The organism is Streptomyces sp. NPDC045678 (genome assembly GCF_056432085.1).
Genome location: NZ_JBWKJS010000013.1, coordinates 136,515 through 153,488, shown reverse-complemented (window position 1 = coordinate 153,488; position 16,974 = coordinate 136,515). Strand labels below are relative to the sequence as shown.

Genomic DNA, 16,974 nt, shown 5'->3' with positions numbered 1-16,974 from the left:
GTGGCTGCTTGGGCTCAGGCGGGGCGAGGTGCCTGCTCAGCCGGGACTCGGCGGAGAGCAGGCCGAGGATGCGGATGCGCGCCACCGCCACGTGCGGGCCTGCATGAGGCCGGGGGCGTCGAGGTCGATGCCATACACCTCGTGGAGGTCGGCCTCGATGAGCGCCCAAGCCTCCAAGAGCAGGGCCACGTCAGGTCTTCGCGGCCTTGCGGGCGCGGGCGGTGGCCTTGCGGGTGCTCGTACCACTCGTAGAGCCCCGAGGCTTCGTCATACTCGCCGCAGCCGATGAGGCCCGTCGAGCCGCCCGATTCGCCACCCGAGGAGGCCGCCGTCCGCCTCCAGAACTTCTTGGCGACGTCGAGCCCAGCGGTGATCCACATGACGGCGGTCATGGCGACGTGCCGAACGCGGGACCAGTCCAGTCCGGCGTCCATCAGGTCGTCGTAAGCGCCGAGCGCGGCCTGGAAGAGATCGAACTCCTGGGCTTCATCGAGAACTTCGGCGCCCATGGGGGCCGGAGTCGGCCATGCTGGCGCCCTGCTCCATGGGCTTCTGCACGCGCCGCCCGTCCTCGGCGGATGGCCGATGGGATCCGGAACTCCTTCACGGCGCCGTCGGGAAGACGTACGGGCAGCGTGAGCGCGTCGCCCTGGAACTCCTCCAGGAACTTGAATGCCCCGGAAGGGGTTCACAGCGCCGTAGTCGATGCCGACGGCCATCCAACGGGAGATATCCGGGGCCAGGTCGACGACGTGCTTCGCCTCGTCGAAGCTGTCGTAGATGACGCCCTCGGCCAGGCAGTGTCCTGTCGCGGCGCAGGTGCAGGCGGGCGCGGTCGAGGTACTGCTTGTTCAGCCAGTGGTTCGGGCCCTCGGGGTTGGTCGTGGCGAACCACTGCGCCCCGGCGACGCTGAGGCGGGTCTCCAGCATCTGGAAGAATGCCACCTCGGGGTATGTGGTCACCTCGTCGCAGTACGTGCCCGCGAGGGGCAACCCCTTGATCTTGTCGACGGCCTTCTCGTCGTTCGCCCCGGCCACGTAGACCGTGCGGCCGAAGATGACAACCTCGCCCGCTCCAGCCCGGTACACGCAGCGCCGCTTGCCGACCATCTGCTCGATGACGTCGATGATGTTCCACTCCAGCGTGCGCTCGGTCTTGCCGACCATAAGCAGCGCACCGGGCGGTCTGGTGCGCATGTACCGCAGCCACACCACGATCGAGCCGATTGCCTTGCCCGAGCGGACCGTGCCCTGCCACAGGTTCCCGCGCGCGGATGCGAGGTTGACGGCTCGCAGCGACTTCCCGGCCAGGGGCTTGAACATCGCCGCCCCCTACTCGCCGCCGATCATTCCCCTCAGCCACTGGTCGACGGCCGCCAGTCCCTCAGTGTCCTCGCGCTCCGGGGGAACGAGCTTCAGGCTCTTTTCGATGGCGATGCCCGCCGACGCCATGAGGTCCTTCTTCGTGTCGGCCGGGGGCTCGTCGACCTGGCGCTCGGGGTACGTGTTCGAGGAGCCGCCGATGCGGAAGACAGTTGAGGGCTCCCACAGTTGGGCGCTGAGCCGCTCGGCGTCGTCCTGGAGCGCTTCGGCGAGCATCGCGCGTCGGTCGGCGAGTTGGGCGACGCGGTGGCGGGTGGCCTCCTCGGTCATGGTGACGGCGAAGACGAGACCCTCTTCGCAGCAGATGATCGACACGGTGCGTGGGGCACGGCCGTTGAGACGGGCGATCTCGTTGCGCCCCTTGCCCCCCGCCGTGCAGGCGGATGATCTCGGCGCGTTCGGCCTCGGTGACCTTGCGCATGTCCCGGCGTACGGCCACGAGGGTCACCTCCTTGGGCATGCGAAAGCCCGGCCGCGTTGCAGCCGGGCTCGTCGTACGGGTCAGACCTTGCAGAAGCCCGTCGCCCGCAGCGCGTCGTTGATCTTGGCGCCCTGCGCTTCCGTCGTCGTCACGTCCTTGTACGTGAAGCGCTGCGACGCCCCCCAGTTGAGACGCTTGGCCTTGCCGTTGATCGAGCCGCACTGGTTGCGTGCGGCATCCACGGCCTTGTCTTCGTAGCGCACGACGTCTGGTGCTGCGGCCTGCAAGGCGCGGATGAGCTTGGCTCGCTCGACGGCGTCGGGATTCGGCGGCAGGCCGGCCGATCGTGCGGCGTCGTCCTTCTGCTTCTGCGTCAGCTTAGGAACGGTGGCGCTCGGCTTGGCCTTCGGCTCGTCGTCGGTCTTGTCATCGCTCGACGAGCAGGCGGTGAGGGCGAGGGCTGCGGTGAGGAGCAGTCCGACGGTGGTGGTGCGGTGGTTCATGGTCCCCCCAGGGATGTTGAGCCGGAGGGGGCCATCATGCCGTGGTGAGGCTCACCCGGTGGCGGTGCCTGACCGTTTCCGGGCATGCCGGATCTGCAGGTCAGGGGGGAGCATGATCACGCTCCACGCAACTACGGGTGTAGTGAAGTGAGGCCTACAGGGCAGGCGCCTCGCCGCGGTTGATTGCGTTGCGCTTCTGCACGCCCTCCAGGTACCGGTCCAACTGGTCGTCTTCCGGTAGGCCGTCGCGCTCCTCGGGCTCCGTCTCCAGCTCGGCGTCCGCGTCGTCGAGGAGGACATCAGCCCACGCTTCGACGCCGCCTCCCGCTGTTCGGTGGCCGAGAGCTCAGGCGTCTCCGTCACCGCCTTGGTGGCCTTCGGCGCTTCACCGTCGTCGGAGCTGGAGCAGCCGGACAGCGCGAGCGCAGCAGCGGCGAGTGCGGCGATGGTGGTGGTGATGCGGCGCATGGTTCCCCCAGGCGTGAGTGGGGCCCGGATCGTAGCGGCGCGGGCTGATGGCGGGGCGGGAACGGCGCAGCCCCGCCACGCCGGGGGCATGGTGGGGCCCCTCGTCGCAGGGTCACCGTGTCAGGTGCCTGGTACCAGTTTGTCGCCGTCCTTCAGTCGCTCTGTGCGCGCAACTGCCATGCCGGCTAGGTCCGCCGCCAGGTATTCGAGCCGTTCTGCACGCTTAGCGGGCCAGTTCCGACGCTCACCATAAACCGGCCCACCCCATGAGAGGTGGGGAGTGAGAGGGAATCCCTATCGCCATGTCGGAAATTACTAATCGACTTACGTCGAGCCCTCGCATAGATTTTGATTGCAGCAGGGGTGTGCGGCGGTCGGCGATAAGTACCCACCGAAACGACATGTCGCCGAGTCATGCCTAATCGAGCATAAAAGGAGTGCCGTCCACAGAACAGGAATCGCCATCGCCGCTTTGGGGCGGGAGTTGCCACTATCGTCGCCGCGACAATGGTTGGCACTGTGTTGTCTAGGTCGGCGGTCTCTGCCGACCGGACACGAGAGAAACATCACGGGTGACCGTATCCGTAGATGCGATGCAGGACTTGCGGGGTGCCATAATCCGTATCGAGGCGCGCGGGTCAGCGGGGAATTCGGCCTCCAACTTCGTTCGCTCTGGCGACCTTTCCCACGTCAGCGACGCAAAGGGTACGGCTGCACTGCAGCGCTGGTAGAGGCATGCCTGCAGGCTGAAGGGGAGGTAGTGGGCGCCGTGAAAGGCGACGCAGAAAATCAGGATACTGACTCGGATGACGAACCTGGGGCCATAGCTGGAGGTGCTCTCTATGTGGCCATGTTTCTTCTGGTGGCTTACGTACCCGGCACCCTCATCGGTGAATTCGTCGGCAACCGCGGGCTGCCCACTTCACCCTGGATAATGGCACCGGTCGTGTGGCCGATAGTCTCCGTCATGGTGCGATTCGAGCCGTACCTTGAAGGGCTTTCATGGTGGTCTCGCTCTCGGGTTGACTACTGCTGGGGAGGCCTCCTGCTGGGCCAAAGTTTCATACTTCCCATCGCCCTCGCTGTGATGTGGCCAAAGTCCGTCTGGCCGTGGCTACCGCCAGCTGGCCCTACACTCTTGTCCTTCGTGCCGATTTCATTCGCTATCTGGTGCGTCAAACGTTGGCACCGGCATCTTTGGAAAAAGCAGCGACCTCAATTGGGTCCCTATCGACCTGTTCCGCGGATCGCCAGTCAGGGTTCTGGCGATCCCAAAGAGTCATTCCCACAATCGCCGTAGCGGTGCCAGAAACGGCTGACTGACTGAGTCTGGGGCCCGGCCGCGACGGGGGTGCGGTCGGCCACGGACCCAGCGTCTTCCACTTCGGCTTATCGGGAACCGGCTTCGCCGCGTCCCTGACCCAACCACCCTGCGAGCCGCGATAGTCGGTGGCGTGCCGGCCCGACTCGGAGATGCCCTCGGGGGCGCGGATGGGCATGCTCTTGGGCAGTGGCATGGTGGTGCTCCTAATCAGTGGTTAGTGGCGCAGGTCCGGAGGACGTCCCGGTCGCGCTGTTCGATGGCCAGGCCGTAATGCCTGTGGTGCTCCGGGCGCTTGACGCCTTGAGACAGAGCGGTGTGCGGCCTGGTGATCGGTGGTGGTGGTCACATGTGCGCCGCCCGAATGCCTTTGTTGCTCCGGGCGTGCAACGCCTTCCCGAAGAGCGGCGGCGGGTGGCGTTCATGTGACCACCACACCGGTCGGTCGTTGGCTCTCGTGGTACGAGCCCGCCGCACGGTGACTCCTCGTAAATCCCGGGCCAGCGAGCCCTTGGAATAGACCGGGGCCCGTGCGGTGCGCTGGTTCCGCGAGAGGTCTTCTGAGATGTCGGCACGTGATGCCTGTGATTAGGGCGACGCGCGGTTCCGCCTGTGCTCCTACCAGCGCAAACGGGCACCAGTAGAGGGGGGAATAGAGGGTGATTTACTGCGGGGTCGACTGGGCGGAAACCCATCACGACGTAGCTCTGGTCAACGACGCCGGCGAGCTGCTGGCCAAGCGCCGGATCATGGACGACTCTGAGGGCTACCGGATCCTGGGGGATCTCCTCGCCGATCACGGCGACTGTCCGGACATGCGAATTCCGGTGTGCATCGAAACCAGCCGCGGCTTGCTCGTCGCACTGCTCAACCAGGACGGGCGCCAGATGTATGCGATCAACCCCATGGCCGCATCCCGCTACCGAGACCGCCACGGCGTCTCCCGGAAGAAGTCCGATCCTGGTGACGCCCTGGTCCTGGCGAACGTCCTTCGCACCGACCGGCACATGCACCGGCCGATCCCCGCCGACACGCCTCAGGCTCGCGCGGTCGCAGTCCTGGCCCGCGCTCAGCAGGACGCGTTGTGGAACCGGCAGCAGATGTCCAACCAGATCCGCTCCTTGATGCGCGAGTTCTATCCCGCGGCCCTCGACGCCTTCGCCACGTGGCAGAACCCGCTGTGCAGGCCTGAGGCACGCGCAATCCTGCAAGTGGCCCCAACCCCCGCCAAGGCCGCCAAGCTGACCCGAACCCAGTTGTGCGCGGCCTTGCGCCGAGCTGGTCGCGTTCGGAGCGTCGAAGCTGAAGCTGATCGCATCAAGGGCTGTCTGAGGGGTGACTACGCCCACCAGCCCCCGGAGATCGAGGTCGCTATGGGCGCTCAACTCCTGGGCCTGCTGCGGCAACTCGACGCGGCCTGCGTTGCTGCCGATGAACTCGCCGCACAAGCCGAAGAAGCATTTCGGGAGCATCAAGATTCGAAGGTGCTGCTGTCCTTCCCAGGCATTGGGCCACAGCTCGGGGCGCGCATCCTCGCTGAGCTCGGCGACGACCGCGCCCGCTTCGCCGACGCACGATCCCTGAAGGCCTACGCTGGCTCCGCCCCCATCACCCGGGCATCCGGGAAGAAGCACCATGTCGGTCGGCGCATGATCAAGAACGACCGTCTCAACAACGCGGGCTACTTGTGGGCTTTCGCCGCCCTCACCAAGTCGGAGGGGGCGAATGCCCATTACCGCAAGCGGCGGGAGCGCGGAGATTGGCACGCAGCTGCTCTGCGGCATCTCTTCAACCGCATGATCGGCCAGCTCTACCACTGTCTTCAGACGGGCAACCTGTTCGAAGAGCACGTGGCCTTCCCCTCCTCTCTGCGTGATGCGGCTTGACGTGTTAGGGGCCTGAGATGTCTTCGGGCCGGGTTGGGGATCACGGGGCGGGCTTGCAGGTGGGACAGAGGTCGACGGACCGGCCGCCACGGCGGCGCCGGGTCCAGCCGTCCGTGCGGCCGTCGGCACGAACCTGTACGGCGGTGAGGGAGCCGAAGCGCCGGGCAACCGCGGCGGAGTCCGGGCAGTCGCTGATCAGGTCGGGGCCGTCGCAGGCGATTTCGACGCCGAGGGAGTGGGCGGTCATGGGCGCTCCTGGGGCGGGGAGGCGTGTCCGTGTTCAGGGTGGCCTGGTTGCGGGCGTGTGTTGCCCCGGCTATCTCCGGGACGGCCGGGGCATTTGGCGTGGGTCAGATCCACTGGAGGGCGTCGACGGCCATCACGTCGGTGTTGCACAGGTGCAGGAGGTCCTTCGCGGTCAGGCCCTGCTTCATGGCGCCCTCCCACACGTACTGGGGGTGGACGGCGCCGACGAGGGTCTGGATGACGTCTTGGCAGAGGGCGGCCATGAGGGCGTCGTCGGGTGCGTGGGCGGCGCCTGTCTTTCGTTCGATGGCGAGGGCGTCGGCGTAGGCGCCGGTGGGGGCGGGGGCGTTGATGACGGGCTCGGGTGGCCGTGTGGCCGTGGGGGGCGTGGTGGGGAGGCTGGGTTCGGTGAGCTCGTAGACGGCGCCCTGGTCGGGGCTCAGGTGCGGCTGCGGGGCGTCGACGACGAGCACGATGTGGAGGGGGGTGCCGTCGCGGTCGGTGGTGTCGTACTCGGTGATGGTGGCGCCGCGGCGGTGGTGCATGACGAGGTCGTCTTGCGCTTCGACGGCGGGGAGTTGGTAGAGGGTGGTGTGGGTTTCGACGTCGTAGACGGTGACGGTGGGCTCGGTTGCGGTGGCCATGGGGTCCCCCTGGTGGCTTCGACTCCTCCCACGATACCGCTAAGTCATTGTCTTCACAATGACTTATGGGTGGGTGTGGAAAGAGAGGGATGCACCCGACGTGGGTGGTCACTGGTCCAGGTGAACCCGCCCCCGCCGCCGAACCGTTGGCCACCCCGCAGCGGTCCGTGCGGGCATGACGTCACGCCACCTGAGCGGGCCGGGCCTGGCCCGCATCACCGTTCACGCCGCCGACGCGGACACCGCCACCACGCTCGCCTACGCCATCACCGCGAACCTGAACGCGACCGGCCCCTCCGAACCGCATCCGGTGTCGGGGGAGGAGGGTGTCGCGGTGACCCTGCACGCGTACACGCACTCCACCGGCGGGCCCCGTACGGCAGGCTGACCGGATGAGCGAATCGTGGCGATAGGGCCGCCGCTAGTCTGTGAGGTGGCCGTCGCGCGTCGGCCTGACTCCGAGCCGCAGCCCGCCCACGCCGGGAGCAGCAACGAGGACAAGGGGCTCCGCTTCACGTGCCGCATCGTCCCGCTGTCCGTGGTCTTCCACGGCGGGAATGCGTGGGATCTCCCGCCGATCTGGAGATGACTGTGACCACCGACAAGCAGTTCAAGCGCGCCGCGCGGGAGCTCGCCGAGCGCGAGGGAATGTCGTACACCGCAGCCCGTCGCCGCCTCGCCGCCGCCCCGGAGGCCGGTGTCAGCGCTCCGCTGACGACCGCTTCGGCGGCCGCCGAGGACGACCAGGAGCCGACTCCCCCGCGCATCTACCCGACCGCCGGCGCCCCGTGCCCGGTCGACTGCGACGGCACCGCGCACCCGAACGCGGTGTGCTGGCTGTGGCGCCCAAAGGACTGCAAGGACGTCCGGCACGAGGTGCGGCGAGCGGCGCAGCTGCCGAAGGGCCGGGCCGGGGAGCTCTGCCACCGGTTCGAACCGCCGACTTCCGGCTACGCGAACGGGTCCTTCTTCGCGCGGGAGGCCACGTGGCTGCTCGCCCTGGTTTACGCGATGCTCACCGACCAGCACCCCGAGCTCCGTCCCGGCCGGGCAGAGCTGTGGGCGGCCGTCGAGACGGACGACCAGGCCGCCGTCGACGCGGTGATGGAGCCGCTGGACCGCGCCGCGGCCCGGCTGCTGACGAAGGTGCCGGAGCAGTGGTGGGGCGAGGTGAAGCCGCGCCTGGACGCGTACGCCGACTTCGTTGACACCGACGACCGGGAACTCCGCACGTGGCAGGAGATCGACGACCGGCACCACGTCGGCCGCCTGGTCGACCAGTGGCGCCGGGCGTGGACGCCGGTCCGGAACCACAACGGCTACATGGATGCGCCCGGCGTGCTGTGGCTCGCCCCGAAGGGCTGGCTGGACGATCTCCTGGTCGAGCAGCACGGTGGCCATGGCGACGGCGCCCGGGTCCGTCTCGCCGACGGCCGCCCCGCCATCGTGTACGCGGCGGAGTGGAGCGAGGCCGGGGCACCCGTTGCCTACCGCATCCGCGAACTCGAACCTGGCCGTCACGGCAACATCGGGAAACTCGTGCCGTCGCTCACCAGCGACGAACTCATCTCCCATGACCAGATCGCGGGAGTACTGAACGACGTGGCGCAGTCCGGCTAGTCAGGCCGGGCGTGCCGAGGGCGTGCCTTTGAGATCAGTACCCGCCGGACTTCCGCAGCTCGGCCTTCACCCGGCCGGCCTCCTTCGGGCAGTACGCCTCCGCACCGAGCACCACCAGCTTCTGCGCCTCGCTCTTCTTCGTCCCCCAGTCCTTGCCGATGGGGTACAGGCCACCGTCGCCGAACAGCCACTTGACGGAGTGGCCCTCCTTCAGGGCCTTGCACCAGTCCTTCGGCATCGCCATCACCTCGTCGACGGAGGGCCCGGTGTCGACCCAGGAGGTGATGCCGGCGGCGTTGACGGACTGCCGCCACTGGTCCTCGGGGCGCAGCTTGTACTCGGTGCTCTTGCTGGCCTTCGGCTCGGCCTTGTCGCTGCTGCTGTCGTCGGTGCCGCAGGAGGTGAGGGCAAGCAGCGCGGTGGCGGCGAGCAGGACGGTGGTGGCGGTGCGGCGCATGCGGTTCTCCCCGGGGACGGCGGCTCGTGAGCCGCATGATGCGCCGTGCGCGCGCGGGACGGGCGGTCCTTCGCCGAACCGTGATCCCGGGGAGGGAGCGTCGGAGTGCCGCGCGGTTCAGGGGTACCGGCGGTCGCCCGCGATCATCTCCGCAAGCACCAGGTCGCGTGAGGTGTCGTCTCCGTCGGCGGGCCACCCGTGCTGGCCGTAGGTCAGGAGCCGGGCGAGGGCGTCGACGAGGTGTTCGCGTACGCGCGGGTCCGACCATCCCCACTCCATCGCGTCGGCCAGCAGGTCCACCGGCGGGAACGCGAGCAGGTACTGCAGTGGGCGGTCGCCCCACTCGTGGTCGCTGTAGTGGGCGAGCGCGGTACGCATCGCGGCCACGGTTGCCGGACGCTCGGGACGGTGCCCTCCATACTCCAACTCCGACTGCTCCGGCCGGTCGGTGGCGTCCAGGCCGTCGGTGACCGCGCGCACCCCGCGCGGGCCGGTGACGATGCCGTCGCTGCCGTCGCGGCCGCGGGCGTACCAGTCGTCCAGCCGGGCCGCGCTCCGCAGCGCGTCCACGGGTTCGCCCCGGCTGTGCCCCCGCCGGCCGTTTGCCTCCCACGCCGCCTGATGCGGCGCCCACTTCTCGTGCGCCGACTGGCGCGTCATGCCGGCGGCCTCGCCGAGCTGTTCCCAGGTCGCTCCGCACTCCCGGCTCGCGATTACCGCGCGCGCGAGGAGGGCGGGAAGGAACCTGTCGCGGAGGACGAGGACGTCACGCAGGTAGCACGCCGGATCCGAGCGGCGCTCCTCGTACACGGCGGGCACCAGGCCGCGTGCGAGCTCGGCGACGACCCGGGCGGACTCGGCGACGGCCACCACCGCCTCGTCACGAGGGGACAGGTGGGGCTTCCTCGGCTTCGTAGCGGGCATGTTCCTACGCTACGCCCGACTGTCAGGTGCTACCTGACAAACGCGAGAACCGGGTCGGGGCCAGGAGAGGGATTCGCCGAACCCTCGCCCGGAGCGATCGCGCCCCTCCTCAGAGAGCCAGCGCGATCAGGACGACGGCGACGATCAGGATGATGAACCAGATCGGCGTCTTCGTCGTGGTGAACCGGCCCCGGCTGTCGCGTGGTTGTGGCCGCCTGCGCTTCGCCATATGAGCCCCCCTGCCGGTACGCCGGATATTCAGCGTCGAAGCAGCGGGGGGAGCGCGGCAAGGGCGTGAACCGGCCGTGCAGCGTCACGCCTCGAAGTAGGCGACGGTGATGATGGTGCGCCGGATGGTCATGGTGTAGACGATGCGGACCTCTGTGCCGGGGGCGCGGTACTCCCACATGATCCCGCCGTGCTCGGTCTTGATGCGCATCACGCCGATGGTGGGGTCGGCGGCGACGGCGGACAGGGCGCGGTCGACGGCGATCTCTTCAGCGGGGGTGAAGCCGTCGGCCTGCCGCTCAGCTGTGGGGCCGAGGACGATGCGGGCTCCGGGCCTGCGGTGCTGGGGCGCCATGGGCGCTGATTATGCCGCTGATCCGCTGACGTCGATGCCGTGTTTGGCATACAGGGTGACGCGCAGATCTTCCCAGTCGACGGTGGGGGTGGAGCCGTCACGGATGCCTTCCCAGTACTCGGCGAGGTCTTCGTTGCCGGCGTCGCGGGCGGCGGTGATGGTCTCGTCGAGGTCGGCGAGTTCCTCGTCGGTCCACTGATCGCTGCTCATCGCGGGCTCCCTGGCGTCCGTCATGGCCTAGGCCACCACGGTAGCGCTTGCCCGGCCGGGCGGGCGGCCGCCCGGGAAACACGGCATTCGCAGGCGACGCGCAGCACCGCAGGGGCCCGCCGTCAGCCGGGCGGCCAGATCCGGCCCGTTGCCGGGGTGCGGTGGGGCGGGAGAGGCGCGCCGCTGCAAGCCACCGTGAACTGCTGCGCGGCCAGCGTGACCAGACTCCGCAAGACTCGTTCCACCCCACGTGACGACCGCGACGCAGCAAACCATCATCGATGAGACCGCCAGAGCGATGGGGATCTCATCGGAGGCCGCAGAAGCCGTGTTCAACTCGATCGATGAGCTGCGAGAGCAGCACGGCGACGATTGGCGAGACGCCTTCCCCCAGAGCTTGATCGAGCATGCGATTAATGGGGCGCCTTGGGTGAGGGAGGTGCTGGAATCGATGATTGCCGGAACATTCGGCGTTCTGGCCGACTGAACCGCCCGGCCGTTCGAGATGGCCAGGGGGCTGCGGCGGCTGCGGTTCTCCGCGCCTACCGCGTCGACGGCCCGGAAGCCTGCAGCGGGCCGCTCCACTACAGCAGCTTGGTGCGCCCCGTCCCGGGCGAGGCCTTCGCGCGGCGACCGCGGGCTGCCCGGCCGGGCCTCGGGCGCCGTACGGGCCCGTCCAGGCCCGCTGCGCGGCGCGCCCACTTCGCGACGGTCTCCTCGGGCACGCGGATGTACTGCAGGGAGGCGGTGACGGTGGTCTTGCAGACGGGGTTGGCGCAGTGCACGGGGGAGGCGTCCAGGTTGAGGCTGGGGTAGGTCATCGACTCGGGCGGCAGGTACTGGCCAGCGCAGCCGAGGCAGATACAGATCTGGCGCATCGCTCTCCCTGGGGTGGTGCGGTTCAGCCGAGGCCGGAGCCGTGGCAGGTGTTGCAGGGTCCTGTCCACCGGCGGACGACGGGGATCTGGTTGCCGTCCTTGTCGGTTTCGACGGTGTGCTCCTCGTGCTCGGTGACGCAGTCGCCATTGCAGGCCTGACACGTCTTCGGCTGCTGCTCGTCACCGGACACCCTTCCAGCATGGCCGCTTGAGGGGCCTGCCGTCAGCAGGGCGAGCAGATCCTTTGGAAACGGACCTCATGCGGAGACCCAGCCGCCCCGAGGGGAGTGGCTGGGCCGTATGCGCTACCTCCTCCTTCCTCGTGTGATGTATGGAGCTAGTAAGGGGGCAAGACTTGCCGCCGTGTCGATCTTCTCGGCTGGCAGGATGCTGGTGATGCACAGGCTGATGAGCAGCGCGAGAAGGATGCTCATCGGGTCGATTGGAATCTGGCCGTTGCGCTGGCTGTTCTCGGTCATCACGGGCCTCTTCGGGGGCGTCGGCGAAGAATGTCGGACAGGGTTGACGGCACCCTGAAGACCCATGTGCTTGTTCGTGGTGAAGTTCGGAAGGGTAGCCAGCCCCCTCCCTCTGTTGCTCTACCAGGGGCCGGGGGAAGGGGGCTGGCCGCGATGTCGACTCTAACTCATAAGTCATTGTGTCGGCAATGGCTTCGAGGCTGCTGGCGCGACATGAAAGCGGCCCCCGATCGCGAAGGCCGGGGGCCGCTATAGGTATTTGCAGGTCAGCGCTGGGTCAGATGCCTACCCACTGCGCGAGGTTGGCCACGGTGTCCGGCGTGGAGCGCTGTGCGCGGACCAACGCAGCAACCGTCTCGCGGACGGTGAAGTCGTATCGGGTCTGCTGCGGCGCGACCTTCCGCGCGCCGAGGAGGCTCTTGAACGCCGCTTCGTTGCGGCCCGTCCACAGCTCGGCGTTCGCGACCTCCACCAGGTGCCGGCCGGTGCGCGAGGGCGGCCAGCCCGCGGGGATACGCATCTCCTTGGAGGCCTCGACGGCGCCGTTGTAGTCCTTCAGCTCGGAGAGCGCGGCGACACGGTGCGCGGAGACGTTGGTCGGCCCGAACGACACCCAGCGCACCTTCGGGACCTCTCCGGTGCGAGCGGCGGCCAGGTGCGCCTGGTCGAGGTGGCTGAGGGCGGTGTCACGGTCACCGCTGCGGGCCGCGATCACAGAGGATCCCAGATGAAGCTGCCCGGAAATGGCGGTGCGTTCCGTGCCTTCGGGGGCCTGTTCGAGGATCCGCTGCCCGGCCGCGATGAGACGTTGCCCCATGGAGTACTTGCCGCTGCGGAGGTGTACGAGGCTGCGCATGTACTGCCGGAGCGCGGATAGGACGGGGTCGGAGGCGCGCTGCCCGGCCCAGTCCATGCGGTCCAGAGAGATCGCTGCGAGGTCCTGGTAGCCGAGCTTCGTGGAGACGTCGTAGGCGTTGCGGTACACGGTTCCCAGGACGCCCCAGGCTTCGCTGGTGTCCTCCGTGTAGGCGGCGGCGGTGGCTTCCTGCATGACGGACGGCAGGAGTTCGGCGACCGCACGGAGCTGGCCGGCACGCACCTTGGCGCACATGTCGTCGGCGACCTGCGCCAGCACCGCGGTCTCGCGGGGCCGCAGCTGCGGGTCGGCGGGCCCGATGTCGTACCAGTCGAGGCCTTCCCGGATCGGGTCGATGAGCTGCTCGAGGTGGTCGGCGCGCAGCTCGGCCTGGTAGGGCTGCCCGCTGATGGTGCCGATGTCGACGTGCAGGGCCCGCGCGCACGCGGCGACGAACGCCGCGGAGGCGGGTTTCTTACCGGTCTCGACCTGCGCGATGAGGGAGACGCTGAAGCTGGTGTGCTCGGCGAGGGCGACCTGCGTCATCCCGTTGATCTTGCGGAGGTCGGCGATGCGCCGTCCTGCGTGCTCGTCGGCCGGGTGCATGGGAAGGGCCCCCTCGTCGTTGTCGGCGGTCTTCAGCGTACGCACGCCCGGTCGGGGCGGGCGAGTGTGCCCGGTGGGACTGTTGGCCCGTTCACGGGAGTTGATCACGGTTTGTGGGGGTGGGTCTTTCACTGCCTGTGAAAGTCCGAGTGCGGGTGGCGGCGGAGCATCAGTGGCAGGCCGGACGATCACCGCTGATCTCGGGGGACTGCTCCCATGCGCTTATCCACGTGGACGCACATCGGGCACTGTCCGGCTGCCGGTGGCGGGACCCGTATCGCAGCGCGGGTCCCGCCACCGTCGACTCGAGGCAGGGCGCCTGCCCTCATTTGCCGGGAGGACAGGCGCCCTGCCGTCTTCAGCTCACCCGCCGTCCCTGCATCCCCGGCACAGGCCATCCAGCATCAGCGCGTCCGGCAGCCGGATGTCGCACTTGGAGCACGAGACCAGGCAGGTCTCACAGTAGGAACGGCCTTCGTGCTCACCGGCTACCGGCCGCTGCAGGTTGCACCCGCAGCACTGCCTCAGGTTCTGCCGCGGCTTCGCAGCGACTGCCGGGGGCAACTTCGCCAGCAGCCGCTTCCGGACCAATCCCAGGGGGTGGGAGACCTCGGCAGGCAGACCCCGGGTCAGGGCGATCTCCATGTGTTGGGCGGTGCTGCGCTCCAACCACAGCTCCACCACCTCCTCGCATGCCTGGATCTCGGCGGCCCCCATAGTCAGCCGCGGATCTCTGGCGACGATCGCAGCCAGCGCGCGGAACGCGTCGCTGTGGTCTGTCGGCAGAGCCTGCTCTCCGCCCTCCCTCCCTGCTTCGGGTGCGCCCGTGCGCTGCTGGGGGAGGGAGGAGGGACCCCCCGGGGGAGAAGGAGGAGTAGGGGTGCTGGTTTCCGGCACCCTTTCTTGCTGGTTTCCGGCACCCATTGTGTCCGAATGGCTAGCGGAATCCGGCATGCTTCCGCCTGTCGAAGCCTGCTGGTTTCCGGCATCCATCTCGGATGGTTGCTGAATTCCGGCAGGCTTCCGGGCGTCCGGGTGCCCCTTCAGGTCTGGGATGCGGAACCTGGCGGCTCCACCCGCGTTGCCGCGGATCTGGGTGCCGTCGGCCCTGCGCGCGTACTCCAGCACTCCGGCCGCCAGCAGGCCGCCGCGGATGTTGTCCCAGCGGGACTTGGAGACGCCTATGCGGTGGAGGATCTCGGGGTCGTTCACCTTGTGGAAGACCAGCCGGGTCCTGTCGTTGGCGTCGCGCGCGAGGACGACCAGGCCCTTCCACTCCATCGGCTTGAGACTGGCCGGGGCGTAGTCCATGACCTCCTCGACCAGCGCGATGCCCATCACGCCGTCCTTACAGTGACGAGGCTGACGCTGACTAGTGGTGAGACACGCGATACGCTCAAGACGAGCGCCTTTCTTCAGCAGGGAGTTGCTCTCATCAGCGGGCCGCAATCCGCTGTTGCGCTTGGACGGCCGGGTGGCGCTGCGAACGCTCCGGCCGTTCGTGCTTTCCGGACACCCAGGGCTGCGATCCCGAGTGCCGTAAACCGATCACTTGCTCGTGTCTGTGCGCCGCCGTCGTTCCCGCGTACGGAAGTACTCGAGGAATGGTTCGGTGGCCATGACCTGCTGCGCGTTGGCAACGGTCCAGTACGGGTGCTCGCGTCCCTCGCCGAACGGCCAGTCCTCGTCGGACTGGGCGATGTGGCGGACGCCCTGGTGCGTGATCGTGTCGACGATGCCGAGCTTGACCAGCAGCTCGGCTCCGCTCTTGAACGTCACGGCCGGGGGCAGGGGCTCCTTCTTCGCGCTCACCAGGGCGGCCGTCCGCGATCGGGACCGGGCTTTCCGCTTGTCTGTCTCACTAGTAGTCTCACTCCTGAATCAGGTCTCATCGCTGGGACGGTTCACCGGTCGCTTGTCTTCGCAGGTCAGCGACCCCAGGACGGTCGGCCGGTCACTACACCGGTCGGCCGTTCGTACGCTCAGGACTCCACTGGAGGCCCTCGCGGTTCGCGGCTACTCGTCGCCCTCCCCCTTCCGTCGCAGACGCGTCTCATGGTGAACGCCGTGCTGCGGCTCTCGGGAACGGAAGTACTCCGCCACCGGCTCCCACGGAACAGCCCAGGCCGGCCCGACCTTGACCCATCGGTCCTTGGGGACGGGCCATTCCGGGTCCGTATCGGCGATCTTGCGCACCCGCTGGCGGCTCAAGCCGACGCGCTTGCCGATCTCCACGAACGTCACCAACTCCGGGATACCTCCCTGTCTGTCTTCCGGCACGGGCAGCCTTCTTCCCCAATCATATTGCACAAGTGCAACATCATGGCTAGTGTGTTCAGCACGACAGCAAAACGGCCCCATCCCAAGCGATTGCAGCGCGCGGGACAGGGCCTGAGACCAGCCACCCTGCCTACACAGGAGGCGCGATCCCAATGACGGATCGTACAGACATGGTGCACGTGAGCACCATCACGGCTATCGACTTCGACCCCATCACCGCTCAGTCCGACGAGGCCCTGACCCGCTCGGTGGCCGCAGACATCGGCCCGCGTGAGGCTGGCGTCGTCTACTACGACGGCCCCCGCCTCGTGCAGGTCGACACCGTCATCACCGACCGCACCGAGGCCCGCCGCATCCTCAAGCGCCGCGCCGCCCAGTTCGCGATCCTCCTCCGCGACGTCCACTCCGGCCACGAGTACGCGACCTGCACCGTGTGGTGCGGATCGGACCGCGTCCTCAAGGCGGTGGCGTGATGGACCACCACCAGGACCCCGCAACCCCCAGCAGCGAGCAGCTCGCCGCACTCGAATTCCACGCGCAGCTGTGCGCCCTCAGCCCCGAAGGCGGCGACACCGCGCTACGCGTCACCGTCCGCCTGGCCGACGGCCGCTACGTCGGCGACGTCCTCCTCTCCACCCGCGACGTCGCAGCCGTCAACGACGCCCTGGTCAGCCTGAACGCCTACCGCGCCGACCTGGAAGCCGAGACCGCGCCCGCCGTGGCCGCCGACGAGCTTCCCGACGTCGACGCCACCGACCTGAACGGCATGGTCGAGGCGCTGGAGAACCTGGCGAACGGCGGCAAGTGATGGACCTTCACACCCCCGCCAACGCCGTCCCCAGCATCGACGACACCGACCTCGGCGACCTCCTCGAAGACCTCCACGGCATCCACGCAGGCCTCGACCTCATCCTCGACGGCCTCCGCCACATCGCCCACGACCGGCACACCATCGACACCACCCAGACCCTGTGCGCCGCCCTCGCCGGAAGCGCCGACTGCGACCTGGTCGCCGCCATCGCCCACACGGTGGCGCGTCTCGCCGACGCCGATTCGAACCCGGCGCTGAGGACCTTGCCCCTCGAACAGCAGAAGGACGCCCGCCTCGCAGGCGAGCAGACCGCGTACGCGCTCACCGACCCCGACCTGCACCAGCACGCCTCCGAAACCGCCGCCGCCATCGACCGCACCTGACCAGGAAGGGCCCAC

The 16,974-nt window shown here is 68.4% G+C and carries 24 protein-coding genes and 1 pseudogene; 7 read left to right on the top strand and 18 right to left on the bottom strand.

From position 1 onward, the window contains the following. Positions 1 to 36: 36 nt before the first annotated feature. The 5 genes and pseudogenes from AC07DO_RS36675 to AC07DO_RS36655 all read right to left on the bottom strand — a co-directional run bounded on the left by AC07DO_RS36675 (position 37) and on the right by AC07DO_RS36655 (position 2,307). Positions 37 to 189 (bottom strand): hypothetical protein, encoded by a 153-nt coding sequence (locus tag AC07DO_RS36675; protein ID WP_479066437.1) that lies wholly within the window; start codon positions 187 to 189, stop codon positions 37 to 39. Positions 190 to 329: 140 nt separating this feature from the next. Beyond that, a pseudogene (locus AC07DO_RS36670) lies at positions 330 to 509 on the bottom strand (DUF7426 family protein); the annotation flags it as partial. A gap of 94 nt (positions 510 to 603) precedes the next feature. Next, entirely contained in the window at positions 604 to 1,323 is a 720-nt protein-coding gene (locus tag AC07DO_RS36665; protein WP_479066269.1) for a hypothetical protein, read from the bottom strand. A 9-nt stretch (positions 1,324 to 1,332) separates the two neighbouring features. Continuing rightward, positions 1,333 to 1,698, bottom strand: a complete 366-nt coding sequence (locus tag AC07DO_RS36660) for a hypothetical protein (protein WP_479066267.1) — start codon at positions 1,696 to 1,698, stop codon at positions 1,333 to 1,335. Positions 1,699 to 1,884: 186 nt separating this feature from the next. Next, positions 1,885 to 2,307, bottom strand: coding sequence for a hypothetical protein (locus AC07DO_RS36655; protein ID WP_479066265.1), 423 nt, complete (start codon positions 2,305 to 2,307; stop codon positions 1,885 to 1,887). Positions 2,308 to 4,755: 2,448 nt separating this feature from the next. Here AC07DO_RS36655 and AC07DO_RS36650 point away from each other — a divergent pair. Then, positions 4,756 to 5,982 (top strand): IS110 family RNA-guided transposase, encoded by a 1,227-nt coding sequence (locus AC07DO_RS36650; RefSeq protein ID WP_479066263.1) that lies wholly within the window; start codon positions 4,756 to 4,758, stop codon positions 5,980 to 5,982. A gap of 40 nt (positions 5,983 to 6,022) precedes the next feature. Here the strand turns inward: AC07DO_RS36650 and AC07DO_RS36645 are convergent, their stop codons facing one another. Together AC07DO_RS36645 and AC07DO_RS36640 are read right to left on the bottom strand one after the other, a co-directional pair. Next, complete coding sequence (locus tag AC07DO_RS36645; protein ID WP_479066261.1) at positions 6,023 to 6,229, bottom strand: hypothetical protein; 207 nt, start codon at positions 6,227 to 6,229, stop codon at positions 6,023 to 6,025. A gap of 103 nt (positions 6,230 to 6,332) precedes the next feature. Next, positions 6,333 to 6,872, bottom strand: coding sequence for a hypothetical protein (locus AC07DO_RS36640; RefSeq protein ID WP_479066260.1), 540 nt, complete (start codon positions 6,870 to 6,872; stop codon positions 6,333 to 6,335). 175 nt (positions 6,873 to 7,047) lie between these two features. On the opposite strand from AC07DO_RS36640, the gene AC07DO_RS36635 reads away from it, so the two are divergent. Further along, complete coding sequence (locus AC07DO_RS36635; protein ID WP_479066258.1) at positions 7,048 to 7,260, top strand: DUF6207 family protein; 213 nt, start codon at positions 7,048 to 7,050, stop codon at positions 7,258 to 7,260. 197 nt (positions 7,261 to 7,457) lie between these two features. Next, positions 7,458 to 8,492: a hypothetical protein gene (locus tag AC07DO_RS36630; protein ID WP_479066256.1), complete on the top strand. Its 1,035-nt coding sequence runs from the start codon at positions 7,458 to 7,460 to the stop codon at positions 8,490 to 8,492. A 34-nt stretch (positions 8,493 to 8,526) separates the two neighbouring features. Here the strand turns inward: AC07DO_RS36630 and AC07DO_RS36625 are convergent, their stop codons facing one another. From AC07DO_RS36625 to AC07DO_RS36610, 4 genes are all read right to left on the bottom strand, one after another. After that, positions 8,527 to 8,949: a hypothetical protein gene (locus tag AC07DO_RS36625; protein ID WP_479066254.1), complete on the bottom strand. Its 423-nt coding sequence runs from the start codon at positions 8,947 to 8,949 to the stop codon at positions 8,527 to 8,529. 117 nt (positions 8,950 to 9,066) lie between these two features. Further along, a complete protein-coding gene (locus AC07DO_RS36620; protein WP_479066253.1) occupies positions 9,067 to 9,873 on the bottom strand; it encodes a hypothetical protein in 807 nt (268 codons plus the stop codon). Between the two features lie 313 nt (positions 9,874 to 10,186). After that, a complete protein-coding gene (locus AC07DO_RS36615) occupies positions 10,187 to 10,456 on the bottom strand; it encodes a hypothetical protein (RefSeq protein ID WP_479066251.1) in 270 nt (89 codons plus the stop codon). A 9-nt stretch (positions 10,457 to 10,465) separates the two neighbouring features. Continuing rightward, the gene (locus AC07DO_RS36610) at positions 10,466 to 10,666 is read right to left on the bottom strand and encodes a hypothetical protein (protein WP_479066249.1); all 201 of its coding nucleotides are present in this window, start codon (positions 10,664 to 10,666) and stop codon (positions 10,466 to 10,468) included. A 250-nt stretch (positions 10,667 to 10,916) separates the two neighbouring features. Here AC07DO_RS36610 and AC07DO_RS36605 point away from each other — a divergent pair, with 250 nt between their 5' ends. After that, on the top strand, positions 10,917 to 11,153 hold the full coding sequence (locus AC07DO_RS36605) for a hypothetical protein (protein WP_479066247.1): 237 nt from the start codon (positions 10,917 to 10,919) through the stop codon (positions 11,151 to 11,153). A gap of 97 nt (positions 11,154 to 11,250) precedes the next feature. Here AC07DO_RS36605 and AC07DO_RS36600 read toward each other — a convergent pair whose 3' ends face one another. The 7 genes from AC07DO_RS36600 to AC07DO_RS36570 form a co-directional block, all read right to left on the bottom strand. Beyond that, the gene (locus AC07DO_RS36600; protein ID WP_479066245.1) at positions 11,251 to 11,544 is read right to left on the bottom strand and encodes a hypothetical protein; all 294 of its coding nucleotides are present in this window, start codon (positions 11,542 to 11,544) and stop codon (positions 11,251 to 11,253) included. A 23-nt stretch (positions 11,545 to 11,567) separates the two neighbouring features. Beyond that, positions 11,568 to 11,735 carry a hypothetical protein gene (locus tag AC07DO_RS36595; RefSeq protein ID WP_479066243.1) on the bottom strand — a complete coding sequence of 56 codons (168 nt, stop codon included), beginning with the start codon at positions 11,733 to 11,735 and terminating at the stop codon, positions 11,568 to 11,570. A 114-nt stretch (positions 11,736 to 11,849) separates the two neighbouring features. Further along, positions 11,850 to 12,023 carry a hypothetical protein gene (locus AC07DO_RS36590; protein WP_479066241.1) on the bottom strand — a complete coding sequence of 58 codons (174 nt, stop codon included), beginning with the start codon at positions 12,021 to 12,023 and terminating at the stop codon, positions 11,850 to 11,852. Between the two features lie 277 nt (positions 12,024 to 12,300). Beyond that, positions 12,301 to 13,530 carry a helix-turn-helix domain-containing protein gene (locus AC07DO_RS36585; protein ID WP_479066239.1) on the bottom strand — a complete coding sequence of 410 codons (1,230 nt, stop codon included), beginning with the start codon at positions 13,528 to 13,530 and terminating at the stop codon, positions 12,301 to 12,303. A 318-nt stretch (positions 13,531 to 13,848) separates the two neighbouring features. Continuing rightward, positions 13,849 to 14,823 (bottom strand): hypothetical protein, encoded by a 975-nt coding sequence (locus AC07DO_RS36580; RefSeq protein ID WP_479066238.1) that lies wholly within the window; start codon positions 14,821 to 14,823, stop codon positions 13,849 to 13,851. Between the two features lie 210 nt (positions 14,824 to 15,033). Further along, complete coding sequence (locus tag AC07DO_RS36575) at positions 15,034 to 15,297, bottom strand: hypothetical protein (protein ID WP_479066237.1); 264 nt, start codon at positions 15,295 to 15,297, stop codon at positions 15,034 to 15,036. Positions 15,298 to 15,501: 204 nt separating this feature from the next. After that, positions 15,502 to 15,765 (bottom strand): hypothetical protein, encoded by a 264-nt coding sequence (locus tag AC07DO_RS36570; protein WP_479066236.1) that lies wholly within the window; start codon positions 15,763 to 15,765, stop codon positions 15,502 to 15,504. A gap of 152 nt (positions 15,766 to 15,917) precedes the next feature. On the opposite strand from AC07DO_RS36570, the gene AC07DO_RS36565 reads away from it, so the two are divergent. The 3 genes from AC07DO_RS36565 to AC07DO_RS36555 are packed head-to-tail and all read left to right on the top strand — an operon-like array spanning position 15,918 to position 16,959. Next, positions 15,918 to 16,238 carry a hypothetical protein gene (locus AC07DO_RS36565; protein WP_479066235.1) on the top strand — a complete coding sequence of 107 codons (321 nt, stop codon included), beginning with the start codon at positions 15,918 to 15,920 and terminating at the stop codon, positions 16,236 to 16,238. Beyond that, on the top strand, positions 16,238 to 16,573 hold the full coding sequence (locus AC07DO_RS36560) for a hypothetical protein (RefSeq protein WP_479066233.1): 336 nt from the start codon (positions 16,238 to 16,240) through the stop codon (positions 16,571 to 16,573). Before AC07DO_RS36565 ends, AC07DO_RS36560 begins: the two co-directional genes overlap by 1 nt. After that, positions 16,573 to 16,959 carry a hypothetical protein gene (locus AC07DO_RS36555; RefSeq protein WP_479066231.1) on the top strand — a complete coding sequence of 129 codons (387 nt, stop codon included), beginning with the start codon at positions 16,573 to 16,575 and terminating at the stop codon, positions 16,957 to 16,959. Before AC07DO_RS36560 ends, AC07DO_RS36555 begins: the two co-directional genes overlap by 1 nt. Positions 16,960 to 16,974 lie beyond the last annotated feature (15 nt).

Excerpts from the sequence above, each read along its gene's own strand:
- AC07DO_RS36665 (WP_479066269.1), bottom strand. The coding sequence starts at position 1,323 with ATGTTCAAGCCCCTGGCCGGGAAGTCGCTGCGAGCCGTCAACCTCGCA.
- AC07DO_RS36655 (WP_479066265.1), bottom strand. The coding sequence starts at position 2,307 with ATGAACCACCGCACCACCACCGTCGGACTGCTCCTCACCGCAGCCCTC.
- AC07DO_RS36645 (WP_479066261.1), bottom strand. The coding sequence starts at position 6,229 with ATGACCGCCCACTCCCTCGGCGTCGAAATCGCCTGCGACGGCCCCGAC.
- AC07DO_RS36640 (WP_479066260.1), bottom strand. The coding sequence starts at position 6,872 with ATGGCCACCGCAACCGAGCCCACCGTCACCGTCTACGACGTCGAAACC.
- AC07DO_RS36635 (WP_479066258.1), top strand. The coding sequence starts at position 7,048 with ATGACGTCACGCCACCTGAGCGGGCCGGGCCTGGCCCGCATCACCGTT.
- AC07DO_RS36630 (WP_479066256.1), top strand. The coding sequence starts at position 7,458 with ATGACTGTGACCACCGACAAGCAGTTCAAGCGCGCCGCGCGGGAGCTC.
- AC07DO_RS36625 (WP_479066254.1), bottom strand. The coding sequence starts at position 8,949 with ATGCGCCGCACCGCCACCACCGTCCTGCTCGCCGCCACCGCGCTGCTT.
- AC07DO_RS36620 (WP_479066253.1), bottom strand. The coding sequence starts at position 9,873 with ATGCCCGCTACGAAGCCGAGGAAGCCCCACCTGTCCCCTCGTGACGAG.
- AC07DO_RS36615 (WP_479066251.1), bottom strand. The coding sequence starts at position 10,456 with ATGGCGCCCCAGCACCGCAGGCCCGGAGCCCGCATCGTCCTCGGCCCC.
- AC07DO_RS36610 (WP_479066249.1), bottom strand. The coding sequence starts at position 10,666 with ATGAGCAGCGATCAGTGGACCGACGAGGAACTCGCCGACCTCGACGAG.
- AC07DO_RS36600 (WP_479066245.1), bottom strand. The coding sequence starts at position 11,544 with ATGCGCCAGATCTGTATCTGCCTCGGCTGCGCTGGCCAGTACCTGCCG.
- AC07DO_RS36590 (WP_479066241.1), bottom strand. The coding sequence starts at position 12,023 with ATGACCGAGAACAGCCAGCGCAACGGCCAGATTCCAATCGACCCGATG.
- AC07DO_RS36580 (WP_479066238.1), bottom strand. The coding sequence starts at position 14,823 with ATGGGCATCGCGCTGGTCGAGGAGGTCATGGACTACGCCCCGGCCAGT.
- AC07DO_RS36565 (WP_479066235.1), top strand. The coding sequence starts at position 15,918 with ATGACGGATCGTACAGACATGGTGCACGTGAGCACCATCACGGCTATC.
- AC07DO_RS36560 (WP_479066233.1), top strand. The coding sequence starts at position 16,238 with ATGGACCACCACCAGGACCCCGCAACCCCCAGCAGCGAGCAGCTCGCC.
- AC07DO_RS36555 (WP_479066231.1), top strand. The coding sequence starts at position 16,573 with ATGGACCTTCACACCCCCGCCAACGCCGTCCCCAGCATCGACGACACC.